The 16777-nt window shown below is 68.6% G+C and carries 18 protein-coding genes, 3 pseudogenes and 1 CRISPR repeat array; of the genes and pseudogenes, 9 read left to right on the top strand and 12 right to left on the bottom strand.

Annotated elements, in window-relative coordinates; translation table 11 throughout:
• The first annotated feature begins 186 nt into the window (after positions 1–186).
• From ABZV34_RS33860 to ABZV34_RS33885, 6 genes are all read left to right on the top strand, one after another.
• On the top strand, positions 187–2208 hold the full coding sequence (locus ABZV34_RS33860) for a site-specific integrase (RefSeq protein ID WP_356285346.1): 2022 nt from the start codon (positions 187–189) through the stop codon (positions 2206–2208).
• Positions 2205–2780, top strand: coding sequence for a DUF6262 family protein (locus ABZV34_RS33865; protein WP_356285349.1), 576 nt, complete (start codon positions 2205–2207; stop codon positions 2778–2780). The genes ABZV34_RS33860 and ABZV34_RS33865 overlap by 4 nt, the downstream gene beginning before the upstream one ends.
• A 193-nt stretch (positions 2781–2973) precedes the next feature.
• Positions 2974–3336, top strand: coding sequence for a hypothetical protein (locus tag ABZV34_RS33870; RefSeq protein WP_356285352.1), 363 nt, complete (start codon positions 2974–2976; stop codon positions 3334–3336).
• Positions 3337–3341: 5 nt separating this feature from the next.
• Positions 3342–3575 carry a hypothetical protein gene (locus ABZV34_RS33875; RefSeq protein ID WP_356285355.1) on the top strand — a complete coding sequence of 78 codons (234 nt, stop codon included), beginning with the start codon at positions 3342–3344 and terminating at the stop codon, positions 3573–3575.
• A gap of 12 nt (positions 3576–3587) precedes the next feature.
• Entirely contained in the window at positions 3588–3878 is a 291-nt protein-coding gene (locus tag ABZV34_RS33880) for a DUF6087 family protein (protein ID WP_356285358.1), read from the top strand.
• Between the two features lie 78 nt (positions 3879–3956).
• A complete protein-coding gene (locus tag ABZV34_RS33885; protein ID WP_356285361.1) occupies positions 3957–4757 on the top strand; it encodes an MFS transporter in 801 nt (266 codons plus the stop codon).
• A 401-nt stretch (positions 4758–5158) separates the two neighbouring features.
• Here the strand turns inward: ABZV34_RS33885 and ABZV34_RS33890 are convergent, their stop codons facing one another.
• From ABZV34_RS33890 to ABZV34_RS33905, 4 genes are all read right to left on the bottom strand, one after another.
• A complete protein-coding gene (locus ABZV34_RS33890; RefSeq protein ID WP_356285364.1) occupies positions 5159–5764 on the bottom strand; it encodes a hypothetical protein in 606 nt (201 codons plus the stop codon).
• Complete coding sequence (locus ABZV34_RS33895; protein WP_356285366.1) at positions 5761–5976, bottom strand: hypothetical protein; 216 nt, start codon at positions 5974–5976, stop codon at positions 5761–5763. Before ABZV34_RS33895 ends, ABZV34_RS33890 begins: the two co-directional genes overlap by 4 nt.
• A gap of 565 nt (positions 5977–6541) precedes the next feature.
• On the bottom strand, positions 6542–7138 hold the full coding sequence (locus ABZV34_RS33900; RefSeq protein ID WP_356285369.1) for a cation transporter: 597 nt from the start codon (positions 7136–7138) through the stop codon (positions 6542–6544).
• Between the two features lie 151 nt (positions 7139–7289).
• Positions 7290–7703, bottom strand: a complete 414-nt coding sequence (locus ABZV34_RS33905; RefSeq protein ID WP_356285372.1) for a hypothetical protein — start codon at positions 7701–7703, stop codon at positions 7290–7292.
• A 332-nt stretch (positions 7704–8035) separates the two neighbouring features.
• Between ABZV34_RS33905 and ABZV34_RS33910 the strand changes: the two genes are divergently transcribed.
• The gene (locus ABZV34_RS33910) at positions 8036–8560 is read left to right on the top strand and encodes a hypothetical protein (protein WP_356285375.1); all 525 of its coding nucleotides are present in this window, start codon (positions 8036–8038) and stop codon (positions 8558–8560) included.
• Between the two features lie 298 nt (positions 8561–8858).
• Positions 8859–9947 (top strand): glycosyltransferase family 2 protein, encoded by a 1089-nt coding sequence (locus tag ABZV34_RS33915; protein ID WP_356285378.1) that lies wholly within the window; start codon positions 8859–8861, stop codon positions 9945–9947.
• Between the two features lie 77 nt (positions 9948–10024).
• On the opposite strand, the pseudogene ABZV34_RS33920 reads toward ABZV34_RS33915, so the two are convergent.
• The 3 genes and pseudogenes from ABZV34_RS33920 to ABZV34_RS33930 all read right to left on the bottom strand — a co-directional run.
• Positions 10025–10192, bottom strand: a pseudogene (locus tag ABZV34_RS33920) (transposase); the annotation flags it as partial.
• Positions 10193–10364: 172 nt separating this feature from the next.
• A complete protein-coding gene (locus ABZV34_RS33925) occupies positions 10365–11756 on the bottom strand; it encodes an IS1380 family transposase (protein WP_356285381.1) in 1392 nt (463 codons plus the stop codon).
• Between the two features lie 84 nt (positions 11757–11840).
• Positions 11841–12041: a transposase gene (locus tag ABZV34_RS33930; protein ID WP_356285384.1), complete on the bottom strand. Its 201-nt coding sequence runs from the start codon at positions 12039–12041 to the stop codon at positions 11841–11843.
• Positions 12042–12055: 14 nt separating this feature from the next.
• Between ABZV34_RS33930 and ABZV34_RS33935 the strand changes: the two genes are divergently transcribed.
• A complete protein-coding gene (locus ABZV34_RS33935) occupies positions 12056–12313 on the top strand; it encodes a hypothetical protein (protein WP_356285387.1) in 258 nt (85 codons plus the stop codon).
• A 704-nt stretch (positions 12314–13017) separates the two neighbouring features.
• Here the strand turns inward: ABZV34_RS33935 and ABZV34_RS33940 are convergent.
• The 5 genes and pseudogenes from ABZV34_RS33940 to ABZV34_RS33960 form a co-directional block, all read right to left on the bottom strand.
• Positions 13018–14021 (bottom strand): annotated as a pseudogene (locus ABZV34_RS33940) (IS5 family transposase).
• 160 nt (positions 14022–14181) lie between these two features.
• A complete protein-coding gene (locus ABZV34_RS33945) occupies positions 14182–14553 on the bottom strand; it encodes a fic family toxin-antitoxin system, toxin component (RefSeq protein WP_356285390.1) in 372 nt (123 codons plus the stop codon).
• Positions 14550–14807 carry a hypothetical protein gene (locus ABZV34_RS33950; RefSeq protein ID WP_356285393.1) on the bottom strand — a complete coding sequence of 86 codons (258 nt, stop codon included), beginning with the start codon at positions 14805–14807 and terminating at the stop codon, positions 14550–14552. The genes ABZV34_RS33945 and ABZV34_RS33950 overlap by 4 nt, the downstream gene beginning before the upstream one ends.
• A gap of 139 nt (positions 14808–14946) precedes the next feature.
• A pseudogene (locus ABZV34_RS33955) lies at positions 14947–15507 on the bottom strand (zinc-binding dehydrogenase); the annotation flags it as partial.
• Positions 15508–15644: 137 nt separating this feature from the next.
• Positions 15645–15856: direct repeats of the CRISPR family, unit length 29 nt; unit sequence CTGCTCCCCGCGCACGCGGGGATGGTCCC.
• Positions 15857–16118: 262 nt separating this feature from the next.
• The gene (locus ABZV34_RS33960) at positions 16119–16658 is read right to left on the bottom strand and encodes a hypothetical protein (protein ID WP_356285396.1); all 540 of its coding nucleotides are present in this window, start codon (positions 16656–16658) and stop codon (positions 16119–16121) included.
• Between the last annotated feature and the right edge of the window lie 119 nt (positions 16659–16777).

The raw sequence follows: 16777 nt of genomic DNA on the forward strand, positions 1-16777 counted from the left end.
TTGCTCTCCCCTACCCCTTGCCGCACAACAGACATGACGACACGTCACACTCGAGACCGACGAACCGGACCAATCCCAATCGTGCAATGCCCCTGATGCCGGAGCCACCACGCGTTCTGGTCCAAGGTCTTTCGCCGGACCGGCATCGAGAACACCGACGAGAATCTCGTCGAGTGGGCCGCCACCGTGACGGGCTACGACCCGCTGCCGCGGTGCGCGGTCACGGGCTGTCCCCTGAACTCGGTTGTCAGCTCAGGGTTGTGCGGAACGCACTACGAGCGGTGGAAGAGTTTCGGCAGGTCTCTGGCCCCGGAGGTCTGGGCGGTCTCCGAGGTCCCCTACCTGACAGGCGCGCAATTCTCCCTGGCGGGGCTGTCCCCGGCGGTCCGGCTGGAGGTGTTGTTCGGCCTTCAACACCGCGACGCCATCAACGCGAGGGTCAGCCCACGGGTCATGAGGCCGCTCACCGCGAGGCTCGCGGGGATGCCCAGCCTGATCGTGGAAACCACCGAGCACGACGTCATGGAGGTCATCTCCGGACAGACCAACGCCGTGTTCTTCTGCCGGCAGATACTGCGCTACCTCCGCGTCGCGTTCGACGAGTTCAACGGAATCGACCCCACGGAACGGGAGATCTGGGACCTGCCCGCGCTCGGCATCGGCACAAACACCAGGCGTGTTCGACGCCGGGCTGGAACGGCTGATTTCACCGCGATCCGGCAGCCGTGGCTTCGGGACGCGGCCATGGAATGGGCCCGCAGCACACGCCCCAACGGTCACCGGCTGTCCGTCCGACTGCAAGCCTGCGTCCATGCCTCCAGAGCTCTGACAGTGCGCCCCGGCGAAGGGATGGAGCCGGCGAACCTGCAGTTCGCCGACATGACCGCGATCGCCGACCACTTCAGCGCTCTGCTGAAGCCGGACGGGTCCGACTACACCAACAAGTACCGCGGTTCTCTCCTCACCGGCTTCTGGCAGGTCATCGGCTTCGGGCGCCAGGCCGGGCTGATGGACGAGGTCCCCGGCGCTTTCGCCCGTCACCGCTCGCACCGGATCGCGGAGGAGGACGCGAACGAGGACGACATCGGGAAAGCAGTTCCGGAATCTGTCATTCGTCAACTCGACGGCCATATAGCCGAGTTGGGTGGCGATCGGACCCATGGATCACTGTTGCCGAGCGATATCAGGGCTATGTATCGGACGATCTACGTACTGCTGCGGGACACGGGGCGCCGCCCCCGGGAGATCGCGTCGCTCAAGGTGGACTGCCTGGAACGAGTCGATGGCGACTACAACCTGATCTGGAACAACTACAAGGGCAAACGGCTGCGGCGTCGGCTGCCGATCGACACCAGCACGGTGGAAGCCCTCCAGAAGTGGCTTGAGCTCCGGAAACATCTGCCAAGGAGTGAACACGGCGCCCGCTACCTGTTCCCGGCCGCCACCGACTGGAACTCCGAGCGTTACATCCGATCCGAGGCGATCTCCAAGACGATCCGCCTCTGGGTGAACGCTATTCCCCGCCTGGACTCGGAGGTCCCGGACGCCGACGGAGTTCCGTTGCCCTTCGATCGGTCGCTGATCTACCCCTACGCCTTCCGGCACTCCTACGCACAGCGGCATGCGGATGCCGGGACCCCGATTGACGTGCTCAAAGAGCTTATGGATCACAGGGATGTCTCCACGACCATTGGCTACTTCAAGGTGTCGTTGAAGCGCAAGCGCGAGGCCGTGAAGACGATGCGGCCGCACGTGGTCGACCGCTCGGGCCGCCCGGCACCGATGTCCTCCAACGCCGCCTACGAGCGGCGCTCGGTGGCAGTCCCGTTCGGCGGCTGTGTCGAGCCGAGCAACGTCAAAGCGGGCGGGCACGCCTGCCCGATCCGCTTCCAGTGCGCCGGCTGCGGCTTCTACCGTCCCGATCCCTCCTATCTGCCGGCCATCGAAGACCACGTCCGGTCGTTGAAGGCGGACCGGGAGACAGCCGAGGCCATGGGCACCGAGGAGTGGGTCGTGCGCAACATGGCCGATCAGGTCATGGCGTTCAAGGACGTCGCCGAGAACATGAAGACGCTGATGAACCAGATGGACCCCGAAGAACGCGCCGAGATCGAGGAAGCCAGCAGGATCCTGCGCAAGACACGGGCCGCGAACGGTCGCACCACACTGCCGGTGACCGTCATCCAGCGACGGGAGCGCGGCGCATGACCACGAAGCGTCTCCCGGCCGAGGTGCTGGCTGAGGCCCGTCGAAAGGACAGCCACCTCAAGCGGACCAAGGTATTGGCCGTCGTCGACGGCATGGCGGCCCGCGGGGAGCCTGTGACCTTCGCGGCGGTCGCGAAGGCCGCCGGGGTGTCGAACTGGCTCGTCTATGCCGAAGGAGTCCGTGAGCACATTCAGTCGATCCGCGACAAGCAAGACGCCCAGGACCAGCGCGGGCCCTCCTACAGCACCTCGGGCACGGCGGCTCTGAAGACCGACCTGGAACTGTCCCGCCAGGAGATCAGCTCGCTGCGGACCGAGCGGGACAAGCTCAAAAGCTCCTTGCAGCGTCAACTGGGCCAACAGCTCGACCACGTGGCCGCTGGCGACGTAATCGCCCGGATCGACGAACTGACTCGGCAGAACGAGTGCCTGGTCACCGAACGGGACGCCCTGGAACGAGAAAAAGCAGAGCTGGAGGCCAAGCTCGCCGAGACCGAGGACGACCTCGGAGCCGCCCGCACCAGTCTGCGCAGGATGATCCGCTCGGAGAACTCAGCACCCAACGTCGAGTAGCACCCGGTGGCTGCCCCGGCGATGCCGCCCGGGCGGCCACCGTGCCTCATGTGACAGAGACACCAATCGACCTTCTACCTGCAAGTTCGCTTGACAACTCTAGATAAGCCTGGCACAACGGTTCTGGAGTTACGGGATTTATGCCGCGGGTGAGGCCGGGCAGCGGGATCGCGGGGTGGAGATCGTCACCCGCATGTCGCACCAGATGATCTACCTCGACCATCCGGCCGACGCCCTCGGTCTCCTCGGCGTCGCCGCGAAGAAGGCGGAGATGCCCGCGACCCGGGCTCTGGTCGCCTCGCAGACCGGCCGGGTACACGCGGCCCTCGGCGACGAGCGCCAGGCCGATACGCATCTCGGCGTGGCCGACGAGCTCCTGGCGGAGGGGCTCGGCGACGACGTCCCCGAGTGGGTGGCGTACTTCGACGCGGCCGAGCACTCCGGCGCCCGCGCGGTCTCAGCCCGTGACCTTGCTGGACTCGGCCGCGACCGCCGGCCCGCGAGCATCCACTTCGAGGACGCGCTCGCCCTGCGCAAGCCCGGGTTCGACCGGTGAAGGTCATGGACCGCGTCGGCCTGGCCGCCGCCCTGTTCGACGAGGGCGAAGCCGAGCGTGGCGCCGCCGCGGCCCACCAGGCGCTCGACGACGCCGCCCGGGTCGACTCCACCCTCGTGGCCTCCCGGCTCAACTCGCTGCTGGACGCCGCCCGCCCCTACGAGACCACCGCGGTCGACGACGTACGTACAAGGGCGCGGGACCTCGCCGCCGCCCGGCCGACCACGATCGCCGCCTGAGACCATCGAGGCATGGGCAAGCACTCCCGACCCGGACCACCCAACCAGCCGTCCCGCGCGGTGCCGCCGGTCGCTGCCGACGACCCGCTCGCCGCGTACAACAAGCGGCGGCGCCCGCCGATGGACATCTGGCGCAAGCACCGGCCGCTGCACGGCGGCGGCAGCCACGTGCAGCCCGACGAGGCGCGGGCCCTGATCACGTGGAACGGCTTCAGGTACGAGATGACGGGCACCGCGCCGACCCTGGCTGCCGCACAACACTGGGTGACCGAAGCCCCAGGCACCGAGACCGCACACGAGTAGACGCCACTGCACAGGCCCCGCGACGGCAGCTGTAGCGTCAGCCGTCGAACTGATCTCCGGGGCGGGAAGGCAAAGGCTGTGACGGTCCCCGCCCCGGCTCTACCACGCGGCGGCCCGGAGAGCCTTCCGGAGCTGGTCCAGGGTGGGAACGCCCGCGAGGCCGCCCGGAGTCCGGTATACCCGGCAGGTGAGCCCAGGTACGCGTCCGGGCTCGGCGAACGGATCGCGACCGTCGATGAGGCCACGGCCACCGCCGCCCTGTCCGTCGGCGTCGGCTTCCTGCCCGTAGCCGGAGCCGCCGCCCACCTGGGCCCGATCGCCACCGGCGCGGCCGTCTCCCTGCTCGCCGCCTGCGCGGCCCTGGTCCAGCCCCGCGCCGGACACGCCCTCGACCACCATCGCCTGACCATCAACGCAGGGCTGACCGCCGGCCTGGCCGTCACGGCCGCCGGACTCGCCGCCGCCGTGCTGCCGGGCCTGACCGGCATCCTCCTGGCCGGCGTCCTCATTGGAGCCGGAACCGGACTGATCACCCCGCTCGGCTTCGCCGCCCTCGCCGCCGCGTCCCCGCCCGAACGCCTCGGCCAGACCATGGGCGCCGCCGAACTGGGCCGCGAACTCGGCGACGCGGGCGGCCCCCTCCTGGTGGCAGCCGTCGCGGCGGCCACCACCTTGACCGGCGGCTTCGCCGCCCTCGCCGCCCTGACCCGCCGCCGCAACCGCGATCTCGACCCCGCGCCGCCCCCGCGAACCGCACCAGCCGGCCCCCCAGCCCTGAGCCGAAGGGCCACGATCATGGTGCGGTCCGGTCGGGTGTGTACCTACGTCGCTGCGGCTGTGGCTGCCTGCTCGTCGTGCCCGCAGAGCAGGCGCATGTGAGGTGAAACTGGCGACCTCGCGTCAAAGGGGCAATGGGATGATCTTGAAGCCCTGACGGGGCCGTCACGTCCGGGTGGCGATCGAGGGGTTCCGCACATCCTCGATGCGGCTTACCGCGTTCTGTCTGGTCAGCGACGGCGCCCCACTCGTGGCCGTGGCCATGTTGACGGCTTCACGTACCCGCTGTCCGGTGATGCCTTGGCGTACCCGCTCCCGCCACCGCCAGGCTGCCGTACGGCAGCTCGGCCGGTCGTATTCTGCGTCCTTGCGGTGCCCATGACCTGGGACGAAGCGCTACCGTTTCGCCGCGATCGGCGGACCCGCTCCGCTGGTCATCCTCCCTGGCTGCCGCCACGGCCGGTCAGGCGGGAGGCCGGGCAGCACCCACGGCCCGGGGACGCTCAGGAGACAGCAGGGGCGGCGAGTTCCCCAGCCTGCTGCTGCTGCTCCTCCTCCGGGCGGCCGTCGCGAGGAGTGCCCCACCACAGTGCTGCCGCTCCGGCAGCGGTGAGCAGGCGCAGGGCGGCTATCAGCCCCGCCAGCGCGGCCAGGCCCGTGCGGTTCTCGGTGACCTGGTGGGCGACCTCGGCCACGTCCAGCACTGCGGCCCCCACCGTGAAGGCTGCCAGGACGGCGGCAACCGGACGGACCGGGCGCCGCCACACCGGGGCCGCCAGCGCCACCGAGACGGCCCCCATCGCGGCAACCGCTGCGGGCGACTCGACCGGGACGTCCAGCACGGTCTCCTTCGACTCGTCTCGCGGCTGCTCGGTGTGCGCTCCGGCGCCCGCTTCAGGCTGCTTGCCCTCGTCCCCTTCGGTGTGACCGGGCTGCTCCGCGTTCTCGCGGCCGGACTCGCCGGTCGCGGCGGTTTGCGTGTCGTGGTGGTCCGAGCCGCTGCGGTGTTCCACGCAAGCCCCGATGGTCAGCAGCGCCGCGCAGGCCAGCAGCAGTACGGCCAGTGCGGCGGGAAGCCTTCCACGCAGGCCGGGCTGGCTCCCTCTCACTGCTCCGCCCCGGATGCCGGCACTTTCACGGCGGCCGGCGCCGCAGCGGGCATGCCCAGGTCGACGACCGGTGCCGGGCCGGAGTGGCAGGCCGCCCGACGGCGACGGCGGATCACGAACAGCGCGCCGAGGACGGCGGCCAGGGCCAGGGCCGCGAGGGCGGGTATCCACACCGCGGCTACCGCTGAGGCGGCGCCGATACTGCCGAGCACCGCCAGCAGCGGGCAGGCGCAGCACACCGCGCAGGCAGCGACCGCGGCGGCGCCGGCACCGAGCGTGCCCCAGGGCCAGGAGGGGCGAGGAGGAGGGGGAGGTGGTCATGCGGTCGCTCCGAACAGATCGGCCAGCATCGTGGCGGCGGTCTCGGGGGCCCGGACGCTCAGCTCAAGCGCGGCCGGGGTCAGGTGCAGGGCGTTGTGGCCGGGACGCCGGAGCGCTCCGCCAGCTGCGAGATCCGGTAGGTGTTCATGGCCCCGACGGTAAACCTTCGATACCCGACTCGAAGGTCAAGCCGACGCTCGGGGCTGCCTGGCGCCAGACGGCGCTGGACTGGATCACCGCCTACCGCCGCGACGACGGCCACGGGCCGAGCTGGCGTACCTTTTGGCGGGCAGCGCCGCTGTGGCCCGAGGACCTGTCGCTGAACATCCGGCGCATCGCCCTGCTCCGCCTGGTCCGCAACGGCTGCCTCGACGGGTACGAAGAGACACCTTCAGCCTGCGCGTGCGCGAAGACGGATAGCCCGCGCGCGGCCCGCGGCGCCGCTGGCCAGACCGATCAGTGATGCCCGGAGAAGATCTCCTTCGCCTCGCGGACCGCGTAGAAGACCACCACGAGACCGGCAAGTGGATCGGCCCACCACCACCCAAGCACGGCGTTCAGTACCAGACCCAGCAGGACGGCGGCGGCCAGGATGCCGTCGATCAGGGTCACCCGACCCTCGGTCTTGAGCACCGGGTTGTCCAGGGCCACACCGGTGCGGGCCTTGCCGAAGGCCAGGGCGAACATCAGTACGGCGGTCACCGCGGTCCACACGATGCCCAGCGTCGAGTGGTGCGGGTGGTAGCCAGCAGCCAGCACCACGCCGGACTGCACGATCAGGTAGAGGGCCAGGAGGACGAACGCACCGCCGATCAACCGCAGTGCACGCTTCTGCCGGTCCTCGCCGACGCCGGACAACTCCCAGATCACCACCGTGGACGCGCCGATCTCGATCAGCGAGTCCAGGCCGAAACCGGCGAGTGCCACCGACCGGGCCGAGATGGCGGCGACGGCCAGCATCGCGATCCCGACCACGTTCCAGCCCAGCGTGGCGTATTCAAGGGCAAAGCCCCGGCGGAGCAAGGACTGGCGGGAGATCTCGTTCAGCGTCACCGGACGATTCTCCCTGGTCGCGTCGCCGCCCTAGCGTCCCTCTGCCTGTCACCCACCGCCACCTCGGCAAGACCGCCACACCATGATCAATCCTTAGCGCGCAATCCTGGAGCGATACCGGAACTGCCCCATTCTCACAAATGACCATCTGTTACGGCAGCTGTAAGTCTTGATCGTTGAAATAGCCGTAGGAGGCGGCGTTGAGCGCCTTCTCCTTGCCGGTGACGGACGTGGACGGCCGGATGCCGGAGGTGTAGCCGCCCTTGCGGCAGATCGTCGACTTCAGATTCGCCTGCGTGACCGCCGGAGAGACCGCGCCCGGCGTGCACGCCGGATCCTCCAGCGGCTCCCCCTTCTCATACCGGAAGTGGCAACTCCCCGCTGGAGGCTGCTTCTGCACGGTGTAAGTGGTCTGCGGGCCGGCCCCGACCGCGATCGACCCCTGCGGGCCGCCGCGCGCGTCCGTACCCGACGGCCCCGTGGCGGAAGTCCCGGCCGGCGACGCGGCAGATCCCCCCGTTGCGGCCGGCGAGCAGCCCGCCAGGAACACCGCGGTGAACAGCATGGATGACGCGGCACGGTAGCTGGAGTGCATGGCGACCCCTCACGAGCAGGCAACGGCTGGGCACATACTGCCCGGCCGGCGCATCAGCCCACCAGCCGGGGCCCGCGCCAGGAAGCACGACAGGATGCGGGGTGCGCCACCGCGCAGCCCGTTCGGCCCAAGTCCCAAGCGAAACTGCGGCTTTGGGCAAGGCTCGCCCATGCCCTGGTATGGAGAAGGTGCAGGTCACCAGATGTTCACCGCCTGCATCTACCCGCATAGACCCAGCGGGTGCTGTCATTCCGTCAGCCGCCCGGAACCTCGCCTCCGGGCCAAATTCGGGAGACCGCCAAATGCGACGTCTGCGCCGCGTCACCGCCACCACCACCGCCCTCGGCATGGCCGCCGCCGGCCTCATCATCGCGGTGAGCGGCACCGCGCACGCCTCCGCCTGTTCCCAGTCCTACCTGCCGCTGCCCGACTCGTCCTGCACGCCCGGCTCGTACAACCCCGACGTCACCCAGTCGAACATCCACAGCACCATCTGCGTGTCCGGCTGGACCGACACCGTCCGGCCCTCCACGTCCTACACCAACCCGCTCAAGGCGCAGGGCATCATCGACTACGGGTACTCCGACACCAACATGTCGGACTACGAGGAGGACCACCTCGTGCCGCTGGAGCTCGGCGGTGCGCCCCGTGATCCCGGCAACCTGTGGCCCGAGCCGCACTACGGCACGAAGACCGCCTACACCAAAGACGGCGCCGAGACGAAACTGAAGAACGCCGTCTGCAACGGCACCATCACCCTGTCCGCCGCGCGCAGCGCCATCAAGAACAACTGGACCACCGCGCTCCAGGTCACCGGCATCGGCTGACCTCCAGTGAGGCCGTAGGCCGCGCCGCGTGCTGGGATCCATAGGGGACCGGCTGCGCCATGCGGCGCGGGAGCCCAGCAGCTCTGTCCCAGGAGCGCGGCGCGAGCGGCCAGCCAAGCCGACCAAAACCCGGCACCTGGCGGCCGCCCGCCCAGGGCTACCGCTGCCAGTACGCCACCGACTGGATCGCCGACAAGACCCGGTGGGGCCTGTCCATCGACCCCACCAAAGGCTTGGGCACAGCGACATCCTTCCGACCCGCCCCACAGGGCAAGCCAGTTCAAGATGTCACCCGGTCGTGCACCAGACCCTCACGTCCGATAGCTTGTCATGCCTTGAGCTGCCGACCTATGTTTCGATGATCATGCGCACATCCCCAATGATCAGCGTCATAGTCGCCGCTCACGACCTGCAGGGTCAGCTGGAGAGCTGCCTGCGTTCGATCCTGAACCAGTCCTTCCGGGATCTGCAGGTCGTCGTGGTCCTGGACCAGTCGCCTGAGTGCCCTGCGAACGTGGTGGATGACTACGCTCAGCGTGACGCGCGCGTGTCCGTCGTGCGCTTGAAGGGTGTCGTCGGCATCAGCCGGATACGCAACGCAGGCGCGGAGCACGCCGCCGGTGATTACCTGCTGTTCCTGGACAGCGATCACATCGTCAGGGATACAACACTTCAGGCCATGGCCGACCAGCTGCAAGCTACCGACGAGCCGGACGTTCTTCTCTTCGGGCATACGCGTCTGCATCACCATCGCTCCTGGCACGGTGCCGCCGCCGAGCTGATTGCCCAGCAGGGGCGTGAGTCCTTCGCCCCGATCGATCTGCCTGAGTTGTTCGGTGCCCCCGCCTACTCCTGGGACCGCTTGTTCCGCCGCGACATGTGGACCCGGCAGCAACTCTCATTTCCCGACGGTCTCTACGAGGAGGTCTCGGCCGTCCACCGCGCCATGCTCGCCGCTGACCGGATCGGCGTTCTGAAATGGAACTGCGTGCAAATCCGCCGCCGGCTCACCCAACACCCCGCAGACGCGCCAGTCGGCACCCACTTCGACGTCTTCGCCAGGTACGAAGAGAGCTTCGGTCTGCTGCAGGAGCGCACCGCCCTGGACGCTCTGGCTCCCTTTCTCTTCACTCGCATGATTCGTCACTACCTCTTCCTTCTCAATCTTGAGGGGTGCCTCTCCCGCGCCGAGCGCCCGCAGTTCTTCCAACGCGCCAGCGAGCACTACCGCCGATTCCTCCCCGACGGCTACGAGCGCCCCGATGGCCGCGAGGGCGTCAAGTTCCAACTCGTCGCGAGCGGGATGTACAGCGCTTTCGAGGCCGCCCGGCTCCCTCAGCTCGCACGCGGCTTCGTCTCCCGGGGCGCCACCGTCCGCGGAGGGTAGCGCAGGCTGAGCGGCACCGACCGGGACACTCAATGTCAGGACGTGGCCCACGCCCGTGACACGGCTTCCCGCCGCGCCGACCGGTCGCGGGGCACGTCGATCTCGACCGGCCCGATGTCCGTCAGCACCGTCTTGGAGCGGGGGCCATTGCGGGAGTTGCCGCCGTCCTTGCCCGCCAGGTCGTGCTTGTCGTAGCCGAGATGGTCGGTGATCTCGCCCTCCAGGGCGGACTCCAGAACCGTCTTAGCCTTGATCCACCGACGTGGTTTGGGGAGTGATCTTGTCACCGGTTTCGAGCCGGTTTCAGGTCGGCGGTTGGGCATGGGCAGGTTGTAGCCGCTGGTCTGCCCAGCTTTTCCACGGGTTCGGTTCCGGTTGGGCCCTGGCGGCGGGCGGGGCGGGTAGGGGCTGTTCGTGTCAGCCGGGTGGGCCGTGGACGGTGTCGAAGAGGTGTGTCCAGGCGTGCTGCCAGGGCCGGTTGTGCGGCAGGTGCAGGGTGATGCGTCGTGCGGAGCGGGCGATCCGGGCCGGAACCTGGACCAGGTGGGTGCGGAGAGTGGCGGTGGTGGCTTTGGCGTGGAACGCAGAGGTCAGTGAGCCGGTGGCCCGCAGCAGGTTGTAGGTCATCGCCCACAGGGTGAGCCAGGCCGCGTTGGCGTGGAAGTGCCCGGAGGGCAGGTGCGCCAGAGCTCCGGCTTTGCTGTCCGCGATGACCTGCTCGACCACCGCGTGATGACGGTGTTCCCGCTCGGCCTGCAGCGTTGGGGCAGGCTGGTCGGTGAAGAAGGGGTGGTAGCGCCAGACGGGAAACAGCTCGCCCTGCTCACCCACAACGGCGGGTTTGGCCAGGTCACGGACCCGGCGCACGATCAGCCGGGCGGTGACCTGGTCACTCTTTTTGCGGCTCGCGAACGCGGTGTATCGGGGTATCTCGGCGACTTCGGCGTCCGAGATGAGCTCACCGGTCTCGGGGTCGGGCACCGCGGTCGGATAACTGATGTGCTGCCAGGCATCGTTGGAAATGCAGAGGACGCCCCGCTTGATGGAGGGGTTCATTCCGGTGGTGATCGAAAAGTGGGCGCCGGCCCGGCGGCATGCGGCGATCACCCCGGCGTTATAGAACTGCGAGTCGGCCCGCAGGATACGGGTCCCGGTGCAGCCGGCCTCGCGGGCGGTGGCCAGGGCCTTGCTCACAAATTTCGGGGCGCCTCTGGAGTCTGCTGCCTTGCCGCGTCGCATCCGGACGCCGGCGATCACCGGCCTCGATTGTGGAGTGCAGACCGTGGCGAGCAGCGGGTGCAGGGTGCGGATGCCCTTGAACCGGCCGTACTCGGCGCCCTGTTTCGTCCGGCCGTAGACCCGCTTGTGGGTGGAGTCGACATCGATGAACGCCAGCTCGTCCGAGCCCGGCAGCAAGGGGGTGTGCGCGGCCAGTGCGGCCAGGAACCGGCGATGGACAGCGTGGAGTTGAAGGGCATGACCGTGGGTGAACGCGCGAAGGAAGGTGCCCAGCGTGGACGGGGCACGGGCACCTGCGAACAAGGCCGGCATCGCCCCGTGCCGCAGGACGTGAAGGTCGTCGATGCTGTCCGCACCCGCGGCCATGCCGCCCACAATGCTGGTGACTTTGGCGCCCGCCGCAGCCCCCGCCCCGTTCTTCGCGCCGGTCAGCTTCACCTTCTCGGCCACCAGCCGCGACAGCCCGCACCGCTCGGCCAGCCGCAGCACCGGCAGCAGCCCGGCATACGCGATCAGGTTCGGGTCATCGAACGCAGCGGAGACCGCTGCCGGAGTATGGGAAACTTGCATCTACGAGGTGCCTTGCTGATTGTGCGTGCTGGAAGCGTCAGAACTCCCATCATCGCAGGTCAGCAGGCACCTCTTCTTGATTGCTCATCCACAGCACTCGAGGCACTCGGTGGATCGAGGCTTAGTCAGCTGCTGCAGCAGTCCGCCCTCGCCTGTCAGCTGCAGCCCCTTGCTGCGGGCCTGCTCGACGAGCTGGTCGATCAGTTTCTGCTCGACCGTCGCGGCCTCCGGCGACGGATCCGCCTGGTCGGCGACGGCAACCAACTCGGTAACGGTGTCAGTCACTTGATGTCTCTTCCATGATCATCAGTTACACCGGTGAGCGTACAGACCCGGACGTCGTGACCGGCCTCGACGTCGACGACACCGCGGAGCCGTTGTACCGGGACTATCTCCGGATCGAGAGCGCGGCCGGGCACCGGCAGGGGCTGCACACCGCCATCACCCGCGTCCAACAGGTCAATCGCGCCTTGGACTGCTCACTTGAGATGGAGACCGAGCAGCTCATCAACGAGCTCCTCAACGGCTCGGGCACGGCGGTGCGCAAAGCCCTGTAGAGAGCGCGTGCGCATGGTGCGCTACCGGCCGACGGATGTTCCGACCAGGACGACGGCAGAGCCGCCAGCCCAGGACTGGGCATGCGTAGACCCCATTTCCGCGCGCGAACGACGTGGGCCGGGTGGGAGCAGGGCGGCGCGGTCACGCGGCCAGACTTGCCAACCGGAGACTGGGCCACCTGGATCTTGCCGACCGCTCCGGAGAGAGCTCTCGCGGGCGAAAATGCAACACGCGCCGGGCACGCGGTGACGGTGAGGCCCCGTATGCGGGGCGGTCCCGCGCGGCGCGCGAACCGGGCGCGGGACCGCATCCCCTGCCGTCCTGTCAGCGAACCGGGCGCGTATGACAATACGGACGTCGGTTTCCCGGGTGAGTGCCCGCGCCGAAGAGCGACTTCCCGGATCGAACAGAGTGGCGTTGGCAGGCCACCGGTCTCTGCATGTCGACGACGCAGTCCACGCACCGGACGTCCTGGCCGCCGGTAGTCGGCCGCCGACGGGCCGGTTTCGCGGCCGCGCAACGCTGGCAGGCAGCACCTGGCCGTCACGGCAGTGAAGAAGGGGAGAGGCAGGGCAGTGTCGCAAGGGGCCGTCGCGTGGATGGTGGTGGCCCGTCGCGATCGGTGTCCTGATGGGCCGGCTTAATTGCGTGAGCGGTAGTTGCCGCGGAAGGCATTCGGGCTAGGGCGCGTATCGAGTTGTGATCAAGGGGCGGTTCTCGTGAGGTCCCTGAGCCAGATCATCGAGGCGCGCAGGTGAAGGCCGGCGAGGTAGCTGTCCGGGGTCTTGTCGTACCGAGTGGCGATGCCTCGCCAGGCTTTGAGCTTGTTGATCAGGCGCTCGACGGTGTTCCTCTCCTTGTAGAGGTCGACGTCGTGGCTGACGGGCCGGCCGCCCTTGGAGCCCTTCTTCTTTCGATTGGCGGCTTGGTCCTTCTTCTCGGGGATGACTGCCTTGATGTGGCGTTTGCGCAGGTGGGCCCGGTTGCCGCGGGACGAGTAGGCCTTGTCCCCGGCGACCGCGTCCGGGCGGGTGCGTGGACGGCCGACAGGCCCGCGGACCCTCACCTTGTTGAGGACGGGGGTGAACTGCGGGCTGTCCGCGGCCTGGCCCGCGGTCAGGACGAACGCCAGCGGGCGGCACTTGCGGTCGGCGGCGAGGTGGACCTTGCTGGTCTGCCCGCCCCGGGAGCGGCCCAGGAGGGCGGCCTTCAGGCGGAGTCTGCGTCGGCGCCGGGTGCGTCGTCGCTCCTCCCGCTCGGGATCCGCTTCGGCATCCTGACCGTTTTGTTCTTCGCAGCCGCCCTTTTTGACCTGGCCTTCTCCTCCTCGGCGGCAGCCTTCTCCAGAGCGGTGAGGACGTCCTGGTCCAGGTGCATCCCGGCAGCGTCGTGGTGAGCGCGCGCCGTGGTGGAGTCGATGCTGACCAGCGACAGGTCCACCTCTCCCCGCTTCGCCGCTTCCGCGATCAGGCCCTCCAGCAGGGCCTCGAAGACGCCCGCGTCACGCCACTGCCGGAAGCGGTTGTGCACAGTGGACCAGGCGCCGAACTCCTGCGGCATCTCCCGCCACTGCCCGCCGGTCTTGAACCGCCAGATCACGCCTTCGAACTGCCGTCGCAGCCACTTGGGGTAGGGGCCGTACTCGCCGATCGGCAGGTACGGCTCGATGAACTCCCATTCCCCGTCGGTCAGTTGCACTCGTGTCACGCAAGAAGTTCTACCGGTCCGGGCCCCGCCGCGCGTGCGATTCCCGCAGATTGATCACGACCCGATACGCGCCCTAGAAGAGAGGGGCAGCGGCCGTCGCACGGCGGGTGCCCCTTCCAGTCTTCAGCGAACGTGCCAGGTGATCGTCGCCTGGTTCCGTTCAGGGTTTCCAGGTGCGCAGGAAGGAGGCGATCCGGGCGGCGGTGCAGCGCGGGTTGTTCAGCTCGTGGGCGAGTGCGGTGAGCTGTTCGCGGGTGGGGTTCACGGGAATGTTGCTGGCCTCGAGATACATGACGGCGACGGCGCAGGCGACGGTGAGGTTGGAGCGCTCCAGCCAGCGGCAGCGGCCCAGGTTGTGTACCAGGGCGGCGGCGCGGGAGTAGGCGCCGTCGTAGACGGGTGTGTCGAGGAGTTCGCCGCGGTGGCGGGCGACGGCGGCGATTGGGACGCCGTAATCGTCGGCAGCCGGGTCGCGATGGCCGACCCGTTCCGCCACTTCGAGGATCCAGGATTCGTCAATGTGCAGGATCACGCGGCGGCGCTTGGCAGCGGCTCGGCGTACGGGGCGTCGAGCTGCTGCTCCAGATCGTCGAGGAAGGTACCGTGTTCATCGATGAGCCGCTGGGCCGCAGCCATGCCGCCGGCTCGGGCACCGGTGGTGTCCTCGATGATGAGCCGCTCCACGTACTTGTTGAAGTCCAGTCGGCGGGCGGCCGCGGCGGCCTTGCCGGCGGCGAGCACGTCCTCTTCCAGCCGGACCTGCGTCTGCTTCTTCACGGTAGTCACATCCACATGGTAGCAGGGTGGTAGCGAGCGCGGGCTGAGCGCACCTGGGGCCCTGTCCACCGGCGTCAGCCACCAGCGGCGTCCCGGCAGGTCAGCAGCTGCGTGCAAGGCGGCGGCAAGGCCCTGCTGGACGCAGGCGCCGTAGCCGGAGATACGGAGAAACTCGACGTTGCACGGATCGGCATGGAGCGTCTCGCCCTCGCCAATCCTCCTCGGCGACCGCCGTCACCAGGTGACCGCCCGGGCGGAGCACTTCGAGCGACCGCTCGACGGTGTCGCCGCCGATCGTGTCGAGCACGACGTCGATGTCACGGACCACCTCGGTGAAGTCGACCGCCATGTAGTCGATCACCTCGTCGGCGCCGAACCCCTCGGCGAACGTCCGCTTGCTCCCGCTGGCGGTCGCGATCACGTGCGCGCCCAGCGCTTTCGCGATCTGGATCGCGACGTGGCCGAGCCCGCCACCACCGCCGTGGACCAGGACGCGGTCGCCCTCGCTCACGCCGCCGAGGTCGACGAGGCCCTGCCACGCCGTCAGCCCGACGACCGGCAGCGCCGACGCCTCGACGTGCAAGAGCGACGCCGGCTTGCGTGCCAGGTGCAACGCCGGCGCCGACACGACCTCGGCGTACGCGCTCGCCGCCCGCGGGAACAGCGGCATCCCGAACACCTCGTCACCGGGCCTGAACCGCCACGTCCCCCACGGCATAGGCTCAGCGATAGAACATCAAACTGGATGACCCGAACCCACACTGATAACTTTCGCCGGAATAGTCGGAATCGATGAAAGTCAACAGAAACATGCCACCCAGCCGCTAACGCCGCAGGTCAGGCAGCCTGCTCCCCGCGCACGCGGGGATGGTCCCTTCACATTCCGGCTTGAGACACTACAGCCCGTCTGCTCCCCGCGCACGCGGGGATGGTCCTACGATGCTCCGCCAGCCCATCCGCCTCATCGACTGCTCCCCGCGCACGCGGGGATGGTCCCCCGCTCAAACAAGCCTGGTGGCGTCTCGTCCGCTGCTCCCCGCGCACGCGGGGATGGTCCCCAGGTCTTGATCGCCGAACGGGAGCTGACCATGTCTTGGCGAGATGCCATCTGCCCCGGCCGGCCCGATCTTGGACCGTCAAGTCGGCAGCCGATGCCATGGCACCGCACGGCCGAAGTGTGCCCGGCGCGGGTGGTGCCGCAGAGCATCACTCTGCTGCCAGCAGATGCGGCCGCCACGGTTCAGGAACGGGTGGATCGCTGCGCCCTTGCGATTTAGCTCCGGCTCGTGCCAATCGCGCTGAGGCAGTTCGGGTGTCGGACTATTCGTCGTCTTCGGCCAGCAGGGTGGTAAGTTTGTCGGCCGCCCAGTCCGGGAAGGTGACGGCGGTGGGAACAGGCTGATCGGCGCTGCGGCGGCGACGCTCCTCATCGTGGACGGCATCGATGGCCCACTGCAGAGTGCCGTCGTCCAGGAGGTCAGGGCCGTGGACGATCGCATCCGCGAGCTGCTCGGGTCCGGCAAAGAGGGTGGTGAGGGTATCGGGCAGCTGGTTGTGGGAGGCGGCGTGGTCGACGGCGGCTCGGACTGCGGTCTCGTACCAGCCAGAGCCCCACCATGTGCCGATCGATTCAGTGCGGGAGCCGTGCAGGGAGAGCATCTGCAGGACGGCTTGGGGTCCGAAGCGGTCCTCGGCCAGGCACCAGTGGTCGATTTCGCGGTGGATGGATTGGAGGACCGGCTGCCAGCCTTCTTCGAACAGGTCGGCGAGGGCAGGACCGGAGGCCAAGCGGCGGCCGGGCGCCGTCAGGGCGAGGCGCACGGCAGGCCAGTCGACGCCCTCTCGGCGGACGTACGGCAAGACGGCGTGGGTGGCAGTGAAGTTCCCCCTGTCGGCTGGACAGCTTGATACTGGGACGGATAGTCCCGGAGGAAGCAGTCACAGGTAGTGAGCAAGAAGAGCAATACGAGTAAGCGGTA

This window comes from Streptomyces sp. NPDC005195, from assembly GCF_040608315.1.
Taxonomy (GTDB): Bacteria; Actinomycetota; Actinomycetes; order Streptomycetales; family Streptomycetaceae; genus Streptomyces; species Streptomyces kaempferi.